Annotated in this window: 16 protein-coding genes, 1 tRNA gene and 1 pseudogene; 5 read left to right on the top strand and 13 right to left on the bottom strand. The window is 70.8% G+C overall.

What is annotated here, in order from left to right; all coding sequences use genetic code 11:
• Nucleotides 1-69: 69 nt before the first annotated feature.
• Nucleotides 70-732: pseudogene (locus E1267_RS47595) on the top strand (histidine kinase dimerization/phosphoacceptor domain-containing protein); the annotation flags it as partial.
• Between the two features lie 282 nt (nt 733-1,014).
• Here the strand turns inward: E1267_RS47595 and E1267_RS01490 are convergent.
• On the bottom strand, nt 1,015-4,221 hold the full coding sequence (locus E1267_RS01490; RefSeq protein WP_342774760.1) for an AfsR/SARP family transcriptional regulator: 3,207 nt from the start codon (nt 4,219-4,221) through the stop codon (nt 1,015-1,017).
• Between the two features lie 63 nt (nt 4,222-4,284).
• Between E1267_RS01490 and E1267_RS01485 the strand changes: the two genes are divergently transcribed.
• Complete coding sequence (locus tag E1267_RS01485) at nt 4,285-5,142, top strand: NAD(P)-dependent oxidoreductase (RefSeq protein ID WP_132328857.1); 858 nt, start codon at nt 4,285-4,287, stop codon at nt 5,140-5,142.
• A 46-nt stretch (nt 5,143-5,188) separates the two neighbouring features.
• Here the strand turns inward: E1267_RS01485 and E1267_RS01480 are convergent, their stop codons facing one another.
• Nucleotides 5,189-6,559, bottom strand: coding sequence for a cystathionine beta-synthase (locus tag E1267_RS01480; RefSeq protein ID WP_132328855.1), 1,371 nt, complete (start codon nt 6,557-6,559; stop codon nt 5,189-5,191).
• A 128-nt stretch (nt 6,560-6,687) separates the two neighbouring features.
• Here E1267_RS01480 and E1267_RS01475 point away from each other — a divergent pair, with 128 nt between their 5' ends.
• From E1267_RS01475 to E1267_RS01465, 3 genes are all read left to right on the top strand, one after another.
• Entirely contained in the window at nt 6,688-7,671 is a 984-nt protein-coding gene (locus E1267_RS01475; protein WP_246063327.1) for an SGNH/GDSL hydrolase family protein, read from the top strand.
• Between the two features lie 60 nt (nt 7,672-7,731).
• On the top strand, nt 7,732-9,075 hold the full coding sequence (locus E1267_RS01470) for a PQQ-binding-like beta-propeller repeat protein (RefSeq protein ID WP_132328851.1): 1,344 nt from the start codon (nt 7,732-7,734) through the stop codon (nt 9,073-9,075).
• Between the two features lie 70 nt (nt 9,076-9,145).
• Nucleotides 9,146-10,363 carry an acetyl-CoA C-acetyltransferase gene (locus E1267_RS01465; RefSeq protein ID WP_132328849.1) on the top strand — a complete coding sequence of 406 codons (1,218 nt, stop codon included), beginning with the start codon at nt 9,146-9,148 and terminating at the stop codon, nt 10,361-10,363.
• A 124-nt stretch (nt 10,364-10,487) separates the two neighbouring features.
• Here E1267_RS01465 and E1267_RS01460 read toward each other — a convergent pair whose 3' ends face one another.
• The 11 genes from E1267_RS01460 to E1267_RS01405 all read right to left on the bottom strand — a co-directional run bounded on the left by E1267_RS01460 (nt 10,488) and on the right by E1267_RS01405 (nt 18,307).
• Entirely contained in the window at nt 10,488-10,895 is a 408-nt protein-coding gene (locus tag E1267_RS01460) for a PPOX class F420-dependent oxidoreductase (protein ID WP_132328847.1), read from the bottom strand.
• Nucleotides 10,896-10,948: 53 nt separating this feature from the next.
• Nucleotides 10,949-11,182, bottom strand: coding sequence for a DUF4287 domain-containing protein (locus E1267_RS01455; protein WP_132328845.1), 234 nt, complete (start codon nt 11,180-11,182; stop codon nt 10,949-10,951).
• A 166-nt stretch (nt 11,183-11,348) separates the two neighbouring features.
• Nucleotides 11,349-12,140 carry a Bax inhibitor-1/YccA family protein gene (locus E1267_RS01450; protein ID WP_132328843.1) on the bottom strand — a complete coding sequence of 264 codons (792 nt, stop codon included), beginning with the start codon at nt 12,138-12,140 and terminating at the stop codon, nt 11,349-11,351.
• Between the two features lie 553 nt (nt 12,141-12,693).
• Nucleotides 12,694-12,766, bottom strand: a tRNA-Leu gene (locus tag E1267_RS01445).
• Between the two features lie 49 nt (nt 12,767-12,815).
• Nucleotides 12,816-13,310 carry a peptide deformylase gene (locus E1267_RS01440; RefSeq protein WP_132328841.1) on the bottom strand — a complete coding sequence of 165 codons (495 nt, stop codon included), beginning with the start codon at nt 13,308-13,310 and terminating at the stop codon, nt 12,816-12,818.
• A 29-nt stretch (nt 13,311-13,339) separates the two neighbouring features.
• The gene (locus tag E1267_RS01435) at nt 13,340-13,852 is read right to left on the bottom strand and encodes a glycine cleavage system transcriptional repressor (protein ID WP_132328839.1); all 513 of its coding nucleotides are present in this window, start codon (nt 13,850-13,852) and stop codon (nt 13,340-13,342) included.
• A gap of 81 nt (nt 13,853-13,933) precedes the next feature.
• Nucleotides 13,934-15,250, bottom strand: coding sequence for an NAD(P)/FAD-dependent oxidoreductase (locus E1267_RS01430; RefSeq protein WP_132328837.1), 1,317 nt, complete (start codon nt 15,248-15,250; stop codon nt 13,934-13,936).
• Nucleotides 15,251-15,343: 93 nt separating this feature from the next.
• Nucleotides 15,344-16,138 (bottom strand): uracil-DNA glycosylase, encoded by a 795-nt coding sequence (locus E1267_RS01425; RefSeq protein ID WP_132328835.1) that lies wholly within the window; start codon nt 16,136-16,138, stop codon nt 15,344-15,346.
• Nucleotides 16,139-16,250: 112 nt separating this feature from the next.
• Nucleotides 16,251-16,709 (bottom strand): hypothetical protein, encoded by a 459-nt coding sequence (locus E1267_RS01415; RefSeq protein ID WP_132328833.1) that lies wholly within the window; start codon nt 16,707-16,709, stop codon nt 16,251-16,253.
• The gene (locus tag E1267_RS01410; RefSeq protein ID WP_132328831.1) at nt 16,706-17,032 is read right to left on the bottom strand and encodes a PadR family transcriptional regulator; all 327 of its coding nucleotides are present in this window, start codon (nt 17,030-17,032) and stop codon (nt 16,706-16,708) included. Before E1267_RS01410 ends, E1267_RS01415 begins: the two co-directional genes overlap by 4 nt.
• Before the next feature lie 96 nt (nt 17,033-17,128).
• Entirely contained in the window at nt 17,129-18,307 is a 1,179-nt protein-coding gene (locus E1267_RS01405) for a hypothetical protein (protein WP_132328829.1), read from the bottom strand.

Genomic DNA, 18,307 nt, shown 5'->3' with positions numbered 1-18,307 from the left:
CTTAGGCTCTGGGACGTGGGGGATTCCAAACGCGTCGTGTACTGGGTCCGCCGGCTGAGCGAGTGGGCGATGCTCGGCTGGCTCGGCATGATGTGGCTGATCGACCTGGTGATCGCCCATTCCATCGGCGGGTTCCAGTGGCTGGTCCCCGTCTGCGGCGCGGCCGGCGTCGCGGCCGTGGTGTTGCGGCGCCGCCACCGCCTGCGGGGCTTCGGCGCCGTGCTGGCCACGTCGTTCGGCGCCTCCCTGACGATCGGCGGCACCGGGCTCGCGGGCGTGCCCGGCATGGCGGAGACCGGGTCGATGCTCATCCTGCTCATCGGCGTGCTGCGGCACGTGGAGCCGGTACGACGGGCGGCGGGTCTGGCGTGCGTGTCGCTGGTCGTCCTGATGTCGGAGTCCATCGGGCGCGACTACAACAGCTCAGGGCTGATCTTCTCGTTCCTGCTGTTCGCGGGCTGGTCGATGACGGCCGGCATCGGCGGCTACCTCCGATTCCAGCTTGAGCGCCGCAGGGAGGCGGTCCACTCGGTGCGCAGGGCGGAACGCCTGGAACTGGCCAGGGAGCTGCACGACCTGGTCGCCCATTACATCACCGGCATCGTGGTCCAGGCCCAGGCCGCGAGAACGGTCGCCCAGACCAGCCCCGACGCGGTGGCGCCCGCGCTGGACGCGATCGCCACGGCCGGTTCCGACGCCCTGACCTCGATGCGCCGCATGGTGACGGTGTTGCGCACGGAGGACGACCCGTCCCGCAGGCCGGGCGTCACGCTGGCCGACCTGCGGATGCTGACCGAGAAGTTCTCCTCCGACGGGCCGAAGGTGGCGTTCGAGATCGGCCAGGGGATCGACGATCGCACGCTGCCTCCCGAGGTGATGACCACCCTGCACCGAGTGCTGCAGGAGTCGCTCACGAACGTGCGCAAACACGCCTCCCACGCCGCCTGGGTGGAGGCCGGCTTACGGCGTCACGGGCAGGTGGTGACGCTGCGGGTGCGGAATTTCGGGGCCGCCTCAGACCCGCGGGTCGCCCGCCTCGGCGGCGGGTTCGGGCTGGTCGGGATGGCCGAGCGGGTCGAGGCGCTGGGCGGCAGGCTCTACGCCGGACCGTCCTCCGAGGGCGCGTGGGAAGTGGTCGCCGAGTTCCCGCTGCCCTGACCGCAGGGCCCGCCCGTACGCCTCGTCGCCCAGTGCGGCTCGCAGGCGCCGGGTGACCCGGTCGACGTCCCACCGCTCGCCGGACGGCAGCGGCGTCCCCACGGCCTCCCTGAGGGCGCTCGCCGCCCCGATCAGCCTGGCGGCCGCGTGGTCGTTCCCGCCGGGTTGCCCGCCGGGACGGATCGACAGGGCGCCGGCCAGCCCTTCGAGGGAGAGGGCGATCGCGCGTGGATCACCGGTCGCCCGCGCCGCTTCGTACCCTTCGCACTGCCTGGTCAGCGCGAGCTCCGCGTCGCCGCGCTGCTCCGCGGCGAACCCCAGCTCGGCCATGACGAACGCGATTCCGGGGGTCCCCCGCACGTGCCTCAGCCAGCCGAGCACGGGCTCCAGGTAGGACTCCGCCTGCTCGTAGCGGCCCCGCCGCCTGGCGCTCATGGCCAGGCCGAGCACGGCATTCTCCTCTGCGGGTTTGTACGACTGCTCGACCGCCAGCCGCCTGGCGCGCTCGTGGTAGTCGTCGGCCCGCTCGTGGTCGCCCGCCAGCAGCGCCATCCGCCCGAGCCCCGCCAGCTTGAACGACACCTCGAACCCCAGCTCCTCCGCCAGCCGCAGCGCCCGCTCGCGCAGGCCGGCGGCCCTCGCGTAGTCGCCGCGGATCTCGGCCGCCCGGTCGAGCGCGTCCATGGCCTCCATCTGCCCCCACGCGTCGCCCAGCTCCCCGAACAGCGTCAGCCCACGCTCAGCGTCGCGTTCCATCGCCGCCAGGTCGCCGCGGCCGACGGCGAGCTTGGCGCGCAGGCACAGCGCCGCCGCCGCACCCCACCGATCGCCCAGCTCCTCGTACGCCGCCAGCGCCCGGTCCGCCGCCGCCTCGTGCGCCTCCCGGTCGCCGTAGGCCCAGTGGACATGGCTGAGGAACCAGTCGGCCAGCGCCGTGCCCGCCCGGTCGAGCCCGGCATACCGTACGGGCGAGGCCGGCACCCCGATCAGCCGTTCGATGCCCGCCAGCCAGACCGACGCCCGCGCCACCTCGCCGGCCGCTCCCCCACCCGCGATCGCGGCGGCCAGGCAGCGCCGGGCCTCGCGCAGGCGGTCGCGCAGGACCCAGTACCAGGCCAGGGCGTTCACCAGGCGCAGCGCGTACGGCCCCTCGGTGGCCAGCCGCAGATTGGCGTGGTCGGCGTCGAGCCTGGCCAGCCACTCCCGCTGCCCGGGGCCTCGCAGGTCGGCGCGCTCGGCCATGGCGGTGTAGTGCCGGGCGTGGCGCTCCCTGATCAGCTCGTGCTCGCCCGCCTCCCGCAGCCGCTCCACGCAGTAGGCCGCCACGGACTCCAGCAGCCGGTAGCGAGGACCGGGCGCCCTCACCACCAGCGACCGGTCCACCAGCCTGGCCAGCGTGTCGAGCACGTCGACCCCGGGCTCGGCGCACACCTGCTCGGCGGCTTCCAGCGTGCACCCGTCGGTGTGCACGGCGAGCCGGCGCAGCACCACCCGCTCCTGGCAGGTCAGCAGCTCCCAGCTCCAGTCGATCATCGCCCTGAGCGTGCGCTGCCGGGCGGGCGCGCCCCGCACGCCGACGTTGAGCAGCCTGAACCGGTCGTCCAGGCGGTCCGCGAGCTCCCGCACCCCGAAGGCGCGTACGCGGGTGGCGGCCAGCTCCAGGGCCAGCGGGATGCCGTCGAGCCGCCGGCAGATCGTGTCGACGGCCTCGCCCGGGTCCACGCCCGCCCTGGAGGTGAACAGCCGCGCCGCCTCGGCGAGGGGCAGCGGCGGCACAACGTGGACACGTTCGCCGCTCACTCCCAGCGGCTCCTGGCTGGTGGCCAGCACGCGCAACCCGGGGGCGGACCGCAGCAGGGCCGACGTCAGCTCGGCCGCCCGTTCCACCAGGTGCTCGCAGTTGTCGAGCACCAGCAGCGCGCGTTTGCCCGCCAGCGCGCCGGCCAGCCGGCGCGCCGGCGGCACGGCGTCGTCGTCGCGGAGGCCGAGCACGGCGGCAACCGCCTCGGCGACGTCCACCGCCCCCGCCAGCTCCACCCACCGCACTCCGTCGGGGGCGGTGGCGGACAGGGCGTGGGCGGCGGACAATGCGTGGGCGGCGGACAGGGCGAGCCTCGTCTTGCCGACGCCGCCCGTGCCCGTGAGCGTCACCAGGCGGTGCTCGGCGAGCAGGCCGCGTACCTCCGCCAGCTCCTCCTCCCGCCCGACCAGCTCCGTGAGCGGCGCGGGCAGGCCCCCGTTCGAGGCCGCCGCGTCCGGGGGCGGCTCGGCGGACGGACGCCCGCCCGCATGGGAGGCCGCGCCAGCAGCCGGGCGAGCGGTCTGAGCGGCCGGGTGAGGGGTGGGAGCGGCGAGGTCCGGGTCGTGGCGCAGGATCGCCTGGTGCAGCGCGGCGACGTCCGGCGACGGGTCCAGGCCCAGCTCGTCCGCCAGCCGCTCACGCAGCTCCCCGTACGCCGCCAGCGCCTCGCCCTGCCGCCCGCCCCGGTAGAGGGCCTTCATGTGCGCGGCCACCAGCCGCTCGCGCAGCGGGTGACGGGCGACCAGGGTGGCGAGGTCCACGGGCCGGCCGAGGGCGAGGTGCAGCTCCGCCTGTTCCTCCAGCGCGGCCAGTCGTGCCTCCTCCAGGCTCGCCGCCTCGGCCCTGGCGAAGCCCGCGTCGGCGAAGTCGGCGTAAGCGGGCCCGCGCCACAGTGCCAGGGCCTCGTCGAGCTCCGCCGCACGCGCGTGCGGGCGGGTGGAGCGTCGGGCGAGCAGCGCGCGGAACCGGGCGGCGTCGCAGTCGTGACCGGCCAGCGCGTAACCGCCGGGCCCGAGCGTGACGTGGGAGGGATCGCCGAGCGAGCGGCGCAGCTGGGAGACGCGGGCCTGCAGGGTGCCCGCCGGGTTGCGGGGAGGCCGCGCACCCCAGAGGTCGTCGATGAGCCGGTCGGGCGTGAGCGGCCCGCCGCCGTGGGCGATCAGGTCGGCGAGGAGCGCGCGCACCTTGAACTCGGCCACCCGTACGGGCGACCCGTCCTCCGCCCGGACCTCCAGAGGGCCGAGCACCGCGAAACGCACCACGTAAGGACCAACCCGTAGCGTGCCCGAAGGAATTCCGAAGCGCCGTGCCGCAGGGTGGCGGGCATGAGTGATGTGACAGTCGTGGGACTGGGCCCGATGGGCTCGAAGATGGCGGAGACGTTCCTCGCCGCGGGCCACGGGGTGGCCGTGTGGAACCGTACGGCGAGCAAGGCCGGGCCACTGGTCGCCAAGGGCGCCAGGCGGGCGGCGACGGCGGCCGACGGCGGGTTGCTGGTGGTCAGCCAGACCCACTACCAGGCGATGTACGACAGCCTCGGGGACGCCCGGCTCGACGGCAAGGTGGTGGTCAACCTCAGTTCCGGCACGCCGGAGGAGCTGCGCGCGGCGGCGCGCTGGGTGGAGGGGCGCGGCGGCGTCCTGATCACGGGCGGCATCATGGTGCCGCCGCCCGTGATCGGCCGGCAGGGGGCGTACACGTTCTACAGCGGCCCCAAGGACGTTCTCGACCGGCACGCGGCCACGCTGGCGGCGCTGAGCGAGGTCACGTACGTGGGCGCCGATCAGGGCCTGGCGATGACGTACTACCAGGCCCAGCTGCTGATCTTCTTCACGGGCCTGACGACCTTCATGCACGCCCTGGCCCTGATGCGCGCGGCGGGGGTCTCGCCGGAGGAGTTCCTGCCGTTCGCGCAGGAGACGTTCACGCAGCTGGGCGGCGACGGCCCGATGGGCTTCGCCAAGATCATCGCGGCCGAGATCGCGGCCGGGGTGCATCCGGGAACGGACAACACCATGCACATGCAGGCGATCGGCATGGGCCACGTCGTGGAGACCCTGGAGGAGGCCGGGCTGGAGATCACGGTGCCGAAGGCGGTGCACGCGTTGTTCGACCGGGCCGTCGCCGAAGGGCGCGGCGACGAGGGCATCAGCACCGTGATCGAGTCGATCAGGAAGCCCTGACCGCCCGTCCCAGGCCGCCGCCGGGCGGCGGCCTGAGGAGCGGGGCTCAGTGGTTGGCGAGGAAGGCCAGCAGATCGTGCCTCGTGATCAGGCCGGCCGGCTTGCCGTCTTCCAGCACAACGGCCGCATCGGCCTTCTCCAGCGCCTCGACCGCACGCGCCACGGGTTCACCGCTGCCGATCGTGGGTAGCGGCGCTGACATGTGATCGGCAATGGTGTCGTCGGAGGAGATCCTGCCGTGATAGAGGGCTTCGAGGAGATCGCGCTCGACGATGGACCCGACCACCTCGGCCGCCATGACGGGCGGCTCCTCCTTCATCACGGGAAGCTGCGACACCGAGTATTCGCGCATGATCGCGATGACCGTGCTGACCGACTCGTACGGATGCGCGTGCACGAACTCGGGCAGCCCCGCCCCCTTGCGCGCCAGCACGTCGCCGACCACCGCCTCCTCGGACGGGGCCCGCAGGAAGCCGTAGTCGGCCATCCAGTCGTCGTTGAAGATCTTGGACAGGTAGCCCCGGCCGCCGTCGGGCAGCAGCACGACGATCATGTCGTCGGGCCCGGCCGTGGCCGCCACCCGCAGCGCCGCCACCACGGCCATCCCGCAGGAACCGCCGACCAGCAGCCCCTCCTCGCGGGCGAGCCTGCGGGTCATGGTGAACGACTCCTTGTCGGTGACCGCGATGACCTCGTCGCAGATCTTGGTGTCGTACGTGGCCGGCCAGATGTCCTCCCCGACGCCCTCCACGAGGTAGGGCCGCCCGGAGCCACCCGAGTAGACCGAACCCTCCGGGTCGGCCCCGATGATCTTCACCCGGCCGTCGGAGACCTCCTTGAGGTAGCGGCCCGTGCCGCTGATCGTGCCCCCGGTGCCGATGCCGGCCACGAAGTGGGTGATGCGGCCGTCGGTCTGCTCCCAGATCTCGGGACCCGTCGAGTGGTAGTGGGAGTCGGGGTTGTTGACGTTGGTGTACTGGTTCGGCTTCCAGGCGTTGGGCACCTCGCGGGCCAGCCGGTCGGAGACCGAGTAGTAGGAGTCGGGGTGGTCGGGCGAGACGGCGGTCGGGCAGACGACGACCTCGGCGCCGTAGGCGCGCAGCACGGAGATCTTGTCCTGGGCCACCTTGTCGGGCACCACGAACAGGCAGCGGTAGCCCTTCTGCTGCGCCACGATGGCCAGGCCCACGCCGGTGTTGCCGGACGTCGGCTCGACGATCACGCCTCCCGGACGCAGCTCGCCGGACGCTTCGGCGGCCTCGATCATGCGTGCCGCGATGCGGTCCTTGACCGAACCGCCGGGGTTGAAGTATTCGACCTTCGCGACCACCTGGGCGGGCACTCCCGCGGTGACTTTGTGCAGCCGGACGAGCGGAGTGTTCCCCATCAGGTCGACCAGGGAATCGTAAACGCGCACCGAGGTGTTCACCTTCTTTGCCGAAGCTTGATCAGCTTGCCTGTGGCCGAGGTCCCCAGGGGGTGGCGGGGCCTCGGTTAGTTTTCATGCAAACGCTACCGCCGAGTTCGACCGAGGAGGTCACGTACGTGGTGTGGGCAGCTGGCGTGGCGCGGGCGGCGCGGAGGATCGCGACGGCGGCGGCGCTCGGGGGCGGCGGGCTGACCGCCCTGGGCGCCACGGCGTACGGACTGCTGATCGCCGAAGGAATGCTCGCGCGCAGGGTCATCGGGCAGCCGCACGGCCTGGACGGACCGGTCTGCGACGGCACGTACGGCGACTACTCCGGCGTGCCGCTCAGGCTGGCCATGCTGGGCGACTCCACGTCCGTGGGGCTCGGTGTGAGCGAGCCCGGCCACACCCCCGGCGTCCTGCTGGCCAACGGCCTGGCAGCGGTGGCGGAGCGGCCGGTGCGCCTCCTCGTGGTCGGCAAGTCGGGCACCCCGTCGGCCGAGCTGGGAGAGCAGGTCGACGCCGTCCTGCCCATGGGACCCGACGTGGCGGTGATCTTCGTCGGGGCGAACGACATCATCACGCAGACACCGCCCGCGACGGCCGTACGCCATCTGACCAAGGCCGTGCGGCGCCTGCGGGACGCGGGGGCGGAGGTGGTCGTGGGCACGTGCCCCGACCTCGGCACGGTGCGGCCGATCGCGCAGCCGCTGCGCTGGGTGACGCGGCGCTGGAGCCGCCAGCTCGCGGCGGCGCAGACGGTGGCGGTGGTGGACGCGGGCGGCCGCACGGTGGCGTTCGCGGACGTCCTGGGGCCGGAGTTCGCGACAAATCCGACAGAAATGTTCGGACCGGATCGATTCCATCCATCTGACCGAGGTTACGCACAGGCCGCTTACGCGGTGCTACCGTCGGTGTGCGCTGCGTTGGGGTTGTGGCCTGAGCCCACACCCGCACGTGGCGAAGCACTGCAACCGATTTACCTTGCGGCGGCTACGGCCGCGGAGGAGCCCGGCGCCGAGGTCACCGCGACCCGGGTCGACGGGCGGGCGACGGGCCTGCACGGCAAGTGGGTGACGTTGTTCCGCCGTCGGCTCGGCGAGCCGCTCAACGACGCCTGACCGCGGTCACCCTCCGAGCCCGAGCCGTCACTCCTCGTCCCTCTTTGGAGTGAATTGCCTGTGCTCCGGCCCCTGTGGAAATCGTCTATCGCCCTCGCGGGAATCCTCGCCGCGACCGCCTGCTCCGGCAGCGACGCGGCCACGACGAGCTTCCCGACCTGGCACAACGCCGACGTCAACGCCGTCAGCCGGATGGCGGTGGCCGGCGGGGTGGTCGCCACCACGTCCCTGAAGCCCGGCGGCACACTCGAGACCGTCGCCATCGGCCTGCGCGACGGCAAGCGCCTGTGGGCCTACCCGGCCACGATGGCCGGCCGGCTGCCCGGCATGGGCGTCTCCACCCCCGCGGCCGTGGAGACCTCCGAGGGCCAGAGCGTGGTCGTCGCGCTCGACCCCGCCAAGAAGGGCGCCTGGAACGCCACCCTCGTCGCCCGCGACGCCTACTCCGGGGTGCGCAAGTGGACCAGGCCGGTGCACTCGACGTTCGGGCCGCAACGCTGCGGCCCCTACGTCTGCCTGTCCGAGCACACCGCCCTGGCCAAGGCCCGCATGGTGGTGCTCGACCCGGCCACGGGCAAACAACTGTGGAAGCTGCCCGGCATCGCCGAGGTGGAGTGGTCCGACGCGCGGCGGGTCCTGCTGCTGCGGCTCTCCGCCAACCCCATGATCGAGTCGTACGAGCTGAAGACCGGCAAGCTCCAGTGGCAGCAGCCGATCGAGCAGGCGCTCGGCCCCGGCATCGACATGTCGGGCGGGTGGGCGTTCGGCTCGACGGGCGGCAAACTCGTCGGCTACGTCGCCCCCTACACCAACCCGCGGACCAAGAAGATCTCGACGTTCGGGCTGTTCTCCCTCGAGATCGCCGACGGGACGATCAACTGGATGCGGCCCTCGGTCGTACGCGTCTATCCCAGCGGCAACCCCGGCTACGCGCCGGTCGTCCGCCCGGTCGACCGGCAGGGCGCCTACGGCGGCTTCGCCCGGCTCGACTCGGAGACCGGGCGGGTGGTCGGCCAGGTCACGGCCTCCGACGTGCCCGGCTCCGGCTGGTGGCTGGCCTTCCCCGACCGGATGGACAAACTGGGCTTCCTCCAGCACAACGCCAAGGGTTCGGCCTTCGACCTCGTCACCGGCAAGCAGGTGCCCGTGGAGGAGCAGCGTGGGTGGTCGTTCTGCGTCACCGACCCCAAGCCGCTGACGCTGCGCGGGCAGGCGCCGGGCTTCTACTCGACGGCCGCGGTCTGCGAATACGACCTCGGCACCGGCAAGCGCGTCTCGCCCGCTTCCGCGCCGCCGGCCTGGTTCACCGGCAGCCAGGACGGCTGGCGGTTGTGGCGTGACGAGAAGGGGGCGATCCACGCCGTGAACGACCACACCGCCACGGCGCCGGGAATGTACGGATAGCGTGGCCGGTCGGGGCTTGCGCGTAGAACTGGAATATAGTTCTACTATTAGCGCCGACAAAGGAGGGGCCATGCCCGAGGCAGTCATCGTCGCAACCGCGCGTTCACCCATCGGACGAGCCTTCAAGGGGTCGCTCAAGGAGATCCGGCCCGACGACCTGACCGTGCAGATGATCCAGGCGGCGCTGGCCAAGGTGCCCCAGCTCGATCCCGCGTCCATCGACGACATCATGCTCGGGTGCGGCCTGCCCGGCGGCGAGCAGGGCTTCAACATGGCCCGCGTGGTGGCGGTGCTGCTCGGGCTCGACGACGTGCCCGGCACCACCGTGACGCGCTACTGCTCCTCTTCCCTGCAGACCACCAGGATGGCCTTTCACGCGATCAAGGCGGGCGAGGGCGACGTGTTCGTCTCCGCCGGCGTGGAGACCGTCTCGCGCTTCACCAAGGGCAACTCCGACTCGCTGCCCGACACCCAGAATCCGGTCTTCGCCGACGCCCTGGCCCGCACGCAGGCGTTCACCGAGGGCGGACGCCAGTGGCACGACCCGCGCGAGGACGGCGACGTGCCCGACATCTACATCGCGATGGGGCAGACGGCCGAGAACCTCGCCCAGCTCAAGGGCGTCACTCGCCAGGAGCAGGACGAGTTCGGCGTACGCTCCCAGAACCTCGCGGAGAAGGCGCTGGCCGACGGGTTCTGGCAGAAGGACATCACGCCCGTGACCCTGCCGGACGGCACTGTGGTGAGCAAGGACGACGGCCCGCGCGCCGGCACCACCTACGAGAAGGTCTCGACCCTGGCGCCGGTGTTCCGCCCCGACGGCACCGTCACGGCGGGCAACTGCTGCCCGCTGAACGACGGGGCCGCCGCGGTCGTCGTGATGAGCGACGTCAAGGCGGCGGAGCTCGGCATCACGCCGCTGGCCAGGATCGTGTCCACAGGGGTCACCGGGCTGTCGCCGGAGATCATGGGGCTCGGGCCGGTGGAGGCCTCGAAGCAGGCGCTGACCAGGGCCGGGATGGCGATCGATGACATCGATCTGGTGGAGATCAACGAGGCGTTCGCCGCCCAGGTGATCCCGTCGTACCGCGACCTCGGGATCGACCTCGACCGGCTCAACGTCAACGGCGGGGCGATCGCCGTCGGGCATCCGTTCGGGATGACGGGCGCCCGGATCACGTCCACGCTGGTCAACAGCCTCCAGCACCACGACAAGAGCATCGGTCTCGAGACCATGTGCGTGGGCGGCGGGCAGGGCATGGCGATGGTGCTGGAGCGCCTGTCCTGATCTCGTCCGATCGCCGCGCGTGGCCGGCCCCCTCCAAGGGAACGACCGCTGACCGGATGAAGGGGGCCCGCGTGGCGCGAGCCCCCCGTCGCCCGGTCGCCGTGGTGAACCGCCGGCCCGCGGACTAGCCGTGGCGGTCGGGGCCGGCGCGGGTCGGGGTGATGCGCAGGACGACGCGGCGCTCACGCGTCATGGCGGCGCGGTAGTCGTCCCAGTCAGGGTGCTCGCCCGAGATGTCGCGGTAGTAGGCGACCAGATGGTCCATGGCCTCGGGCAGCGAGATGATCTCGGCCGTGCCGTCCACCTGGATCCAGTCACCGTAGAAGCGGTCGGTGAAGGCGCACAGGGAGACGGCGGGATCGCGGCGGGCGTTGCGCGTCTTGACCGCCGTCTCCCTGGTGCTGATGACGATGTTGGCGTCCTGGACGCCGGCGACGACCGGCGACATCTGCGGTCGCCCGTCGGGGTGCCTGGTGAGGAGGATGGCGTGATGGTGGGTGCGGAGGAAGGCGAGTGCCTTGTCGACGTCCATCCCCTCATGATGTCGCGCCCGTGTGCGGCACACGGGCGCGAGGATGGTAGGGCTTAGACAAAGCCCATGCGGTTACGGCGGTGCCGCTCGTGCTCGTGAACGATCGCGGCGGCGTAGCCGTGGGTGAGCCCGTGCTCGTCGGCGAGCCAATTGGCCCGCTCGGCGCATCTGAGGAAGCTCGGGCCGTTGTCGATGGCTTGGAACCACTCTGGGAGTTCGCGTCCCGTTATGGCCGGGACCCTTGCGATGAGCTTCGTCTGCGTCTCCGGTGAGTGGTTCAAGGACATGGGCACCTCCGCGGATAAGGGTCCTTTCGTTGACACTGCAACACCAGCGTGCGAATGGCAAGCCCTGAGTCAGGCATCATTTTGTGACGGCGGGTAGATTTTCGGTCGCACACAGAGAGGGCCCCGCCTGACTGGCGGAGCCCTCCGGATGACGCGGGGTGAACGATCAGTCGCTACTGCTGAAGTAGCTGACGAAGCGCAGCACCTCGAGGTAGATCCACACGAGGCTGAGCGTCAGCCCGAACACGCACTGCCAGGCGAACTTCTCCGGGGCGCCCTGCTTGACGCCCTGCTCGATCGCGTCGAAGTCGAGGAGCAGGAAGAAGCAGCCGATCAGGATCATGACGATGCTGAAGGCCCAGCCGATCGGGCTGTCGGTGCGCAGGCCGAGCCCGCCGTCGTTGAACAGGCCGACGACCAGGTTGACGAGCAGCAGGCCGATGGCCGCGATGGCGGCGGCGATGCCGAACTTCACCAGCTTGGGCGTGACGCGGATGATGCGCAACGAGTAGACGGTCAGCACCGCGCCGAACGCGAATGCCGTGCCCAGCACCGCTTGGAGCACGATGCCGCTGATGGCGCCCTCGAACACGGCGCTGATCTTGCCGAGGAAGATGCCCTCGAACACCGCGTAGCCCAGGATGAGCGCCGGGTTGGTGCTCATCGTGAACGACGCGATCAGACCGATGATCAGTGCGATGATGGCCGCGCCGATGGCGACCATGGGCGGCACGTTGAGGACCCAGGCCGCGGCGGCGGCCAGGACGAGCACCCCGAGCGTGAGGAACCCGCGCACCACGACGTCATCGAGGGTCATGGTCCGGTGAGCGGGCCTGGCCGGCGGTGCGTACGACGGCGCGTCGTACATGTTCTGCAACTGGTCGGGGGACGGGGTGGGCCCGCCCCAGCCCGCGGCCTGCTGCCGCGACCTGCTGAATACGGGGTTCTTGCTCTCCATCGCTGCCTCCTGTGACGCCGAGCCTACGGGGCCTGGCGGCACCTTGGTCAACTGACGCGTCAGATCGATGTTGGTTCGGGACTTCGGCAGCGTTGACAACGAACGTGTCCGGCTTCGAGTTCCCAAGGTCAGCGACGACCTCGCAAGGTCATCCGGGCCCGGTCGCCCGGAGCCCGTGCGCGGGGTCCGTGACGGAGCCCTTCCGGTGCGTGATGATGGCGTGCGGTGCCTTTTCCTAGAGAAAAGGGCCGACCGGTTGTATTCCGTAGTCAACCATTCACACTAAGAAACTCCGGCGAGCACAGAAAGCAGAAGCCGGACGGTTTGTCAATATGACCGCGCTCTCAAGAAGATTCCCATGGAGAGCAATCGGCCGTACCGGTGCGCGAACGAGATCCGCGGCCTCCGGACGAGGCCTCCACCAGCGACGAAGCGCCGGGGACGCGACAACTCCGTAACAAATCGATATCGAGGGGGAAACGACAGAAGAGGTCCGTCCCGTGATCGCGGCGAACCTCCAGGTCAGAGCCCTAAAGGCGGCGAAGATGGCAGGTGCCCCCGGCGGGATTCGAACCCGCACGTCAACCCTTTTAAGGGGTTTGCCTCTGCCATTGGGCTACGGGGGCGCCGCAATCATACGAAACGGACCATGCTTCCGAGGAGCACAACTTCGCATCAGCCGTCACAACTGTGATGACTGCGGTGAAGTGATAGTGCTCCCACCACTCTGTCCAAGAAGAGTAGACCGTCCAGATGGTCCAGTTGGTGCTGAATGCAACGAGCTTCCACGGCATCCGCCTCGATGGTGACCGGCTCGCCCGTGCCTGGCAAATGCCCATGTACGGTGATGCGCGTCGCACGACGTACGTCGGCGGTGAGCCCGGGGACGGACACGCACCCCTCGCGCAGGTGGTCCCAGCGGGCGGCCGTCGCGAGCCGTGGATTGGCCACCACGAGCTCTCCGGTCCGCGACCGGCTCCTGGGGTGGCGCCCGGCGTCAAAGGCGATCAGGCGCCAGCTCAGGCCGATCTGGGGGGCTGCCAGGCCGGTCGTGGAGGGCTCGTGGCGCAGGGTGGCGAGCAGATCGGCGGCGGCGGCCACGACATCGGGGGCGGTCGGGTCCACCGGGTCGGCGGAGGTGGACAGCAGCGGGTGCGGGGCGTCGATCACCGCGCGGGGCCTTCCGTCCGCCGGCCGGGTCACAACAGGTCCGGTTCGACGGGGCGGAAGGTGATCTCGGAGTCCAGGCCGGCGCCGACGGCGGCGAGCCTGCGCATGAGCGCCGCCACGTCCACCTCCTTCGGCAGCTCGACGTCGGCGATCAACACGTACAGCCGGCCGGTGAGCCTGGTGCTCATGCCGGTGATGTTGCCACCGTCGGCCGCGAGCACGGCGCTGATGGCGGAGATGATGCCGGGCCTGTCGGGGCCGTGGACGGTCAGCACGTAGCCGAGACCGCCGCCGTCGTCGCAGAAGTGGCGGCGCGCCTCGATCGCCGAGGCCGTCACCACGAGGTCGGGTGCGCACAGGCGCTTGGTGAGCTCGGCCGCGTCCACCTCGCCCGACACGAGCAACATCATCGCCACGTGGCCGCCGAGCAGCGTCATGGTCGAGTCCTGGATGTTCGCCCCGCAGTCGGCGAGCGAACCGGTGACTGCGGCGATCACGCCGGGTCGGTCCACGCCGAGCACGGTCACCGCTGAGAGCCCCACCCGTGGTTCCCCTTCCGCTCATGCGACCAGGGGCGCCGCCCACGCCCCGGCGAGACTCACCGGGGCGCTGCCGTTCCCGGGCTAACGGCGAGTCGTCGCCACCGCGGCCCTGAAGCCGTCCCGCGGGTGCTCCATCTCACCCAGCGAGATCGTCTCCCGCTTGAAGAACAGGGCCAGGGTCCAGTCGACGACGACCCGGACCTTGCGGTTCAGCGTCGGCACCCGCGACAGATGGTAAGTGCGGTGCATGAACCATGCAGGGAATCCGCGAAGCTTGACGCCATAGACGTTCGCGACGCCTTGGTGCAGACCCAACCCCGCAACCGATCCGACATACTTGTGGCGGTATTGCACTAGTTCCTGCCCGCGAAGGTGCCGTACGACGTTGTCCGCCAGCACCTTCGCCTGGCGCACGGCGTGCTGGGCGTTGGGCGCGCAGTATTGGCCGGGGTCGGTCACGTCGGGCACCCCGGCCGCGTCGCCGGCCGCGAACGCGCCCTGCGTGCCCGCCACGGTCAGCACGGCCGTGGCCTTGATCCGGCCACGCTCGTCGAGCGGCAGGTCGCTGTCGTTGACCACCGTGCTGGGCTTGACGCCCGCCGTCCACACGAGGGTCTCCGCGTCGAACTCCGAGCCGTCGGAGAGCACCACGTGGCCGCCCTCGCACGACTCCAGGCGGGTCTCCAGCCGGACGTCGATGCCGCGCTCGCGCAGCTGCTCCAGGGTCCACCTGCCCATCTCGGGACCGACCTCGGGCAGCACCCTGCCGGTGGCCTCGACCAGCACCCAGCGCAGGTCGGACGGCCCGATGTTGCGGTAGTAGCGCGTCGAGTGCTTGGCCATGTCCTCCAGCTCGGCGAGCACCTCCACGCCCGCGAAGCCGGCGCCGACGACGACGAACGTGAGCGCCCTGCGCCGCACCTCGGGGTCGTCGGCCGACTCGGCCACGTCGAGCAGGTGCAGCACGCGGTTGCGCAGGGCGATGGCCTCGCCCACCGTCTTGAAACCGATGCCGATGTCGGTCAGCCCGGGGATGGGCAGCGTACGCGAGATCGACCCGGCGGCCATGACGATCACGTCGTAGGCCACCTGCCGCGGCTCCCCCTCGGCGGGCTGGAAGGTCACGGTGCGCTCGGCGTGGTCGACCCTGGTCACCGTGCCGTTGAGGATGTGCACCTTCGGCAGCACGCGCCGCAGCGGCGCGACCATGTGCCGGGGGGAGAGGTTGCCGGCCGCCGCCTCGGGGAGGAACGGCTGGTAGGTCATGTAGGACTGGGGATCGATGATCGTGACGCGCACCTCGCCGCTGCGCAGCTCACGGTGGAGTTTGCGCTGCAGCCTGAGCGCTGTGTAGAGGCCGACGTATCCTCCGCCGACGATGAGAATGTGCTGGTTCATCCTGCCCACATCCCTTGGGGATTGCTTGTGAAAGCATTCACAAGCCTACGGCAAGGGTGTCCGATGAATCCATTCCTGGCATGGTGCGACGCGTCACACAGCCAATGACCTGGCACGGGAGAACAGATCGTCCAGCATCTGGGCGGTGACCCGGCCGGTGAACGTGTTCTGCTGGCTCGGGTGGTAGCAGCCGAGCAGCGTGACGGGCAGGCCGTCGTACGCGATCTCGACCTCGGCCCCGTGCCCGAACGGGGGCCTGCTGCGCGGCAGCGCGTAGCCCGCGTCCTTGAGCGCCGGCCACACCGCCTGCCAGGCGTAGCCGCCGAGCGCCACCACCACCCGCACGTCCGTCGCGACCAGCCTCAGCTCCCGCGCCATCCACGGGAAGCAGGTGCTCTTCTCCTCCGGCGTCGGCTTGTTCGCCGGAGGAGCGCAGCGCACCGGCGCCACCACCCGCGCGCCGATGAGCCGCTGCCCGTCTCCCGCGTGCGTGCTCGTCTCCTGCGCGGCCAGGCCGGTGCGGTACAGCGAGGCGAACAGCCAGTCGCCGCTGCGGTCGCCGGTGAAGATGCGGCCGGTCCTGTTGCCGCCGTGCGCGGCCGGCGCGAGCCCTGTGATCAGGATCCGCGGGTGCTCGTCGCCCCAGCCGGGGACGGGACGGCCCCAGTACGTCTCGTCCGCGAACGCGCGCCGCCGCACCCTGGCCACCTCCTCCCGCCACTCCACCAGGCGGGGACAGGCCCGGCAGACCGACTGCCTGGCCGTGAGCTCCGCGAGGGTGTCGCTGGAGGCGGCCAGGCGGCGCACGTCCGCGGGGTCGAGCGCGACGGGGGTGTCAGGGGTCGCCGGGTCGCCTGGCCATCCGGTGCCGGGAGGTACGAAGCTCATGACACCGATGGTGCCCGATCAGCGCGTCTTCTCAGGACTCGGCGTCGGCGCGGGCGTCGTGGTCTCAGGCGTGGCCCCGGACGTGGCCGCCGGCGTGGTCTCGGGCGTGACCTCATCGGTGGCCGACGGGCCTGCCGACGGGTCGGCGCAGCCGGGCGACGGCCACGGCCCAGTCGGCGGCGGTCGCGGGGGCGATCCTGCCGTCGCCGGCCATCGACACCAGGATCATGGCCAGCACGTAACCGCGCAGCACCCACCACCCCGGCCGCAGCTCCGGCAGGAAGCCCGCAAGGCCCCTGTAGGGCGTGTAACGCATGAGGAGGGCGTGCGCGCTCCGCGCCCGCTCCCGCGGCCCGGGACGGACCCTTCGCCGGCGCTCAGGGCGCTCTCCATAGGCGGCGGCCAGCTCCTCGGCGTAGGCGCCGGGCGGCCCCAGCCGCTCCTCCAGCGGCAGGCCGGACTCCGCCGCGATCTCGGCCAGGTGGTCGTCGAGATCGTCGAGCAGTTCCTCCCGCTCCGGATGATCGGCCAGGGCATCGCGTACGGCCTGCGCGTATTCTTCTGGAGTCATTCTCGGCCCTCCTTGAGCAGGGATGCCATGGTCTCCGAGAAGGAGGACCAGGTCTTCGCCGAGGCGGCGTACATCCTCATGCCGACCTCGTTGAGCCCGTAGTACTTGCGGTGCGGGCCCTCGTCGGAGGCCATCACGTATGAGGTCAGCGCACCTGCCTTGAACAGGCGGCGCAGTGTCCCGTAGACCGAGGCGTCGCCCACCTCGTGGAGGCCGGCCTCCCTGAGCCTGCGCACGATGTCGTAGCCGTAGCCGTCGCGCTCCTTGAGCACGGCCAGCACGGCCAGGTCGAGCACGCCTTTGAGCAGCTGGCTGCTATCCACGCATGAACACTACTGTGCATAGCGTTATAGTGGCAACAAGAAACCGGGTGGCGCCAGGAGGCGCCACCCGGTTCTTGGTTCAGCCGATCACTCGGACTACTTGTCACCAAGCCGGGGCGAAGGCACCGGCGACGGCGAGTCGGTCGGAGTGGCCTTGGGCAACGGAGCCGGAGCACTGCAGGGCGCGTAGCCACTCGTGGAGGAGTCGCTGTTGTTCGGGCCCGTGACCGACAGCGTCACATTGCCGCCGTGGGCGTGCCGGCCCGTCAGCTTGTCCTTCGAGAGGGAGACGCGCTCGGAACCGCCGTGACGGCCGAACTCGGCCACACCACTGGACACGGTCGCACCGTTGAGCGTCCAGCTCCACTTCACCCGGGCGGCGCCGGTCGAGCGGATGGTGCCGGAGGCGCTCAGCGAGCACGCGTTCGTGGTCGACGCCGAGCTGGACGCGCTCACCTTGGCGCGGGAGTCAGGCGCGGGGAAGGAAGGCTTGTCGTCCTTGCACCAGACCTTGTAGTACGCGCGGTTGGAGTACGCGGTGTCCGGACGGAGCACCTGCAGCTGCGCCCAGCCACGCTGGCTGTGACGCGGCGCGAAGCTGAAGCCGACCTTGCGCGCGTCGCGGACCTTGACCTTGCCGTAGTCGACCACGTCACCGTTGAGGACCCAGCGGTAGCGCACCCACGACGGGCGGTCGGTCTTGATGACGCCGGCGACGCCGATCCTGTCACCGGGGTTGCAGGAGCCGACGTACCTGCTGGGGTGGACCCAGGCACGCGCCGACACGTTCCGGTCGAGGTGCGTACGCACTTCCTTCAGCTTCTTCTCCGCCTCGCAGGAGACCGAGAAGTAGCCCTTCTTGGAGGTGACCTTCTTCGGGCCGAGGACCTGGACGGCCTCCCAGCCCTTCTTGATGTCGTCCTTGAAGGTGATGGACTGCTTGACGGTGACCGTCTTGGTGCCCTTGCCCTTGAGCTTGATCGTCTTGACCTTGCTCTTGGAGCCGTCACCGTGCAGCCAGCGGTAGGCCAGCTGCGTCTTGCCCTTGACAGGCACCTTGACCTTGGCCGAGAAATTCACCTTGACCGGGCAGGAACCTTCGTAACTACGAGTGGAGGCCTTCGGCCGCGCGACCGTGACCTTCGAGCTCGCCTTCGCCTTGGCGGAGGCGGCCGTGGCCATGGTCGCCGCCTGGGCGGGGCTGGAGGCCAGACCCGCGGCCAAGGCGGCCAGCACCGCGGTCGACGCACCGATCGCCGCCGCTCTACGTGCCAA

The sequence above is a fragment of the Nonomuraea longispora genome, from assembly GCF_004348345.1.
GTDB classification, from domain to species: Bacteria; Actinomycetota; Actinomycetes; order Streptosporangiales; family Streptosporangiaceae; genus Nonomuraea; species Nonomuraea longispora.
The sequence above is the reverse complement of the archived record's forward strand: the minus strand, read 5'-3'. Positions and strand labels throughout refer to the sequence as shown.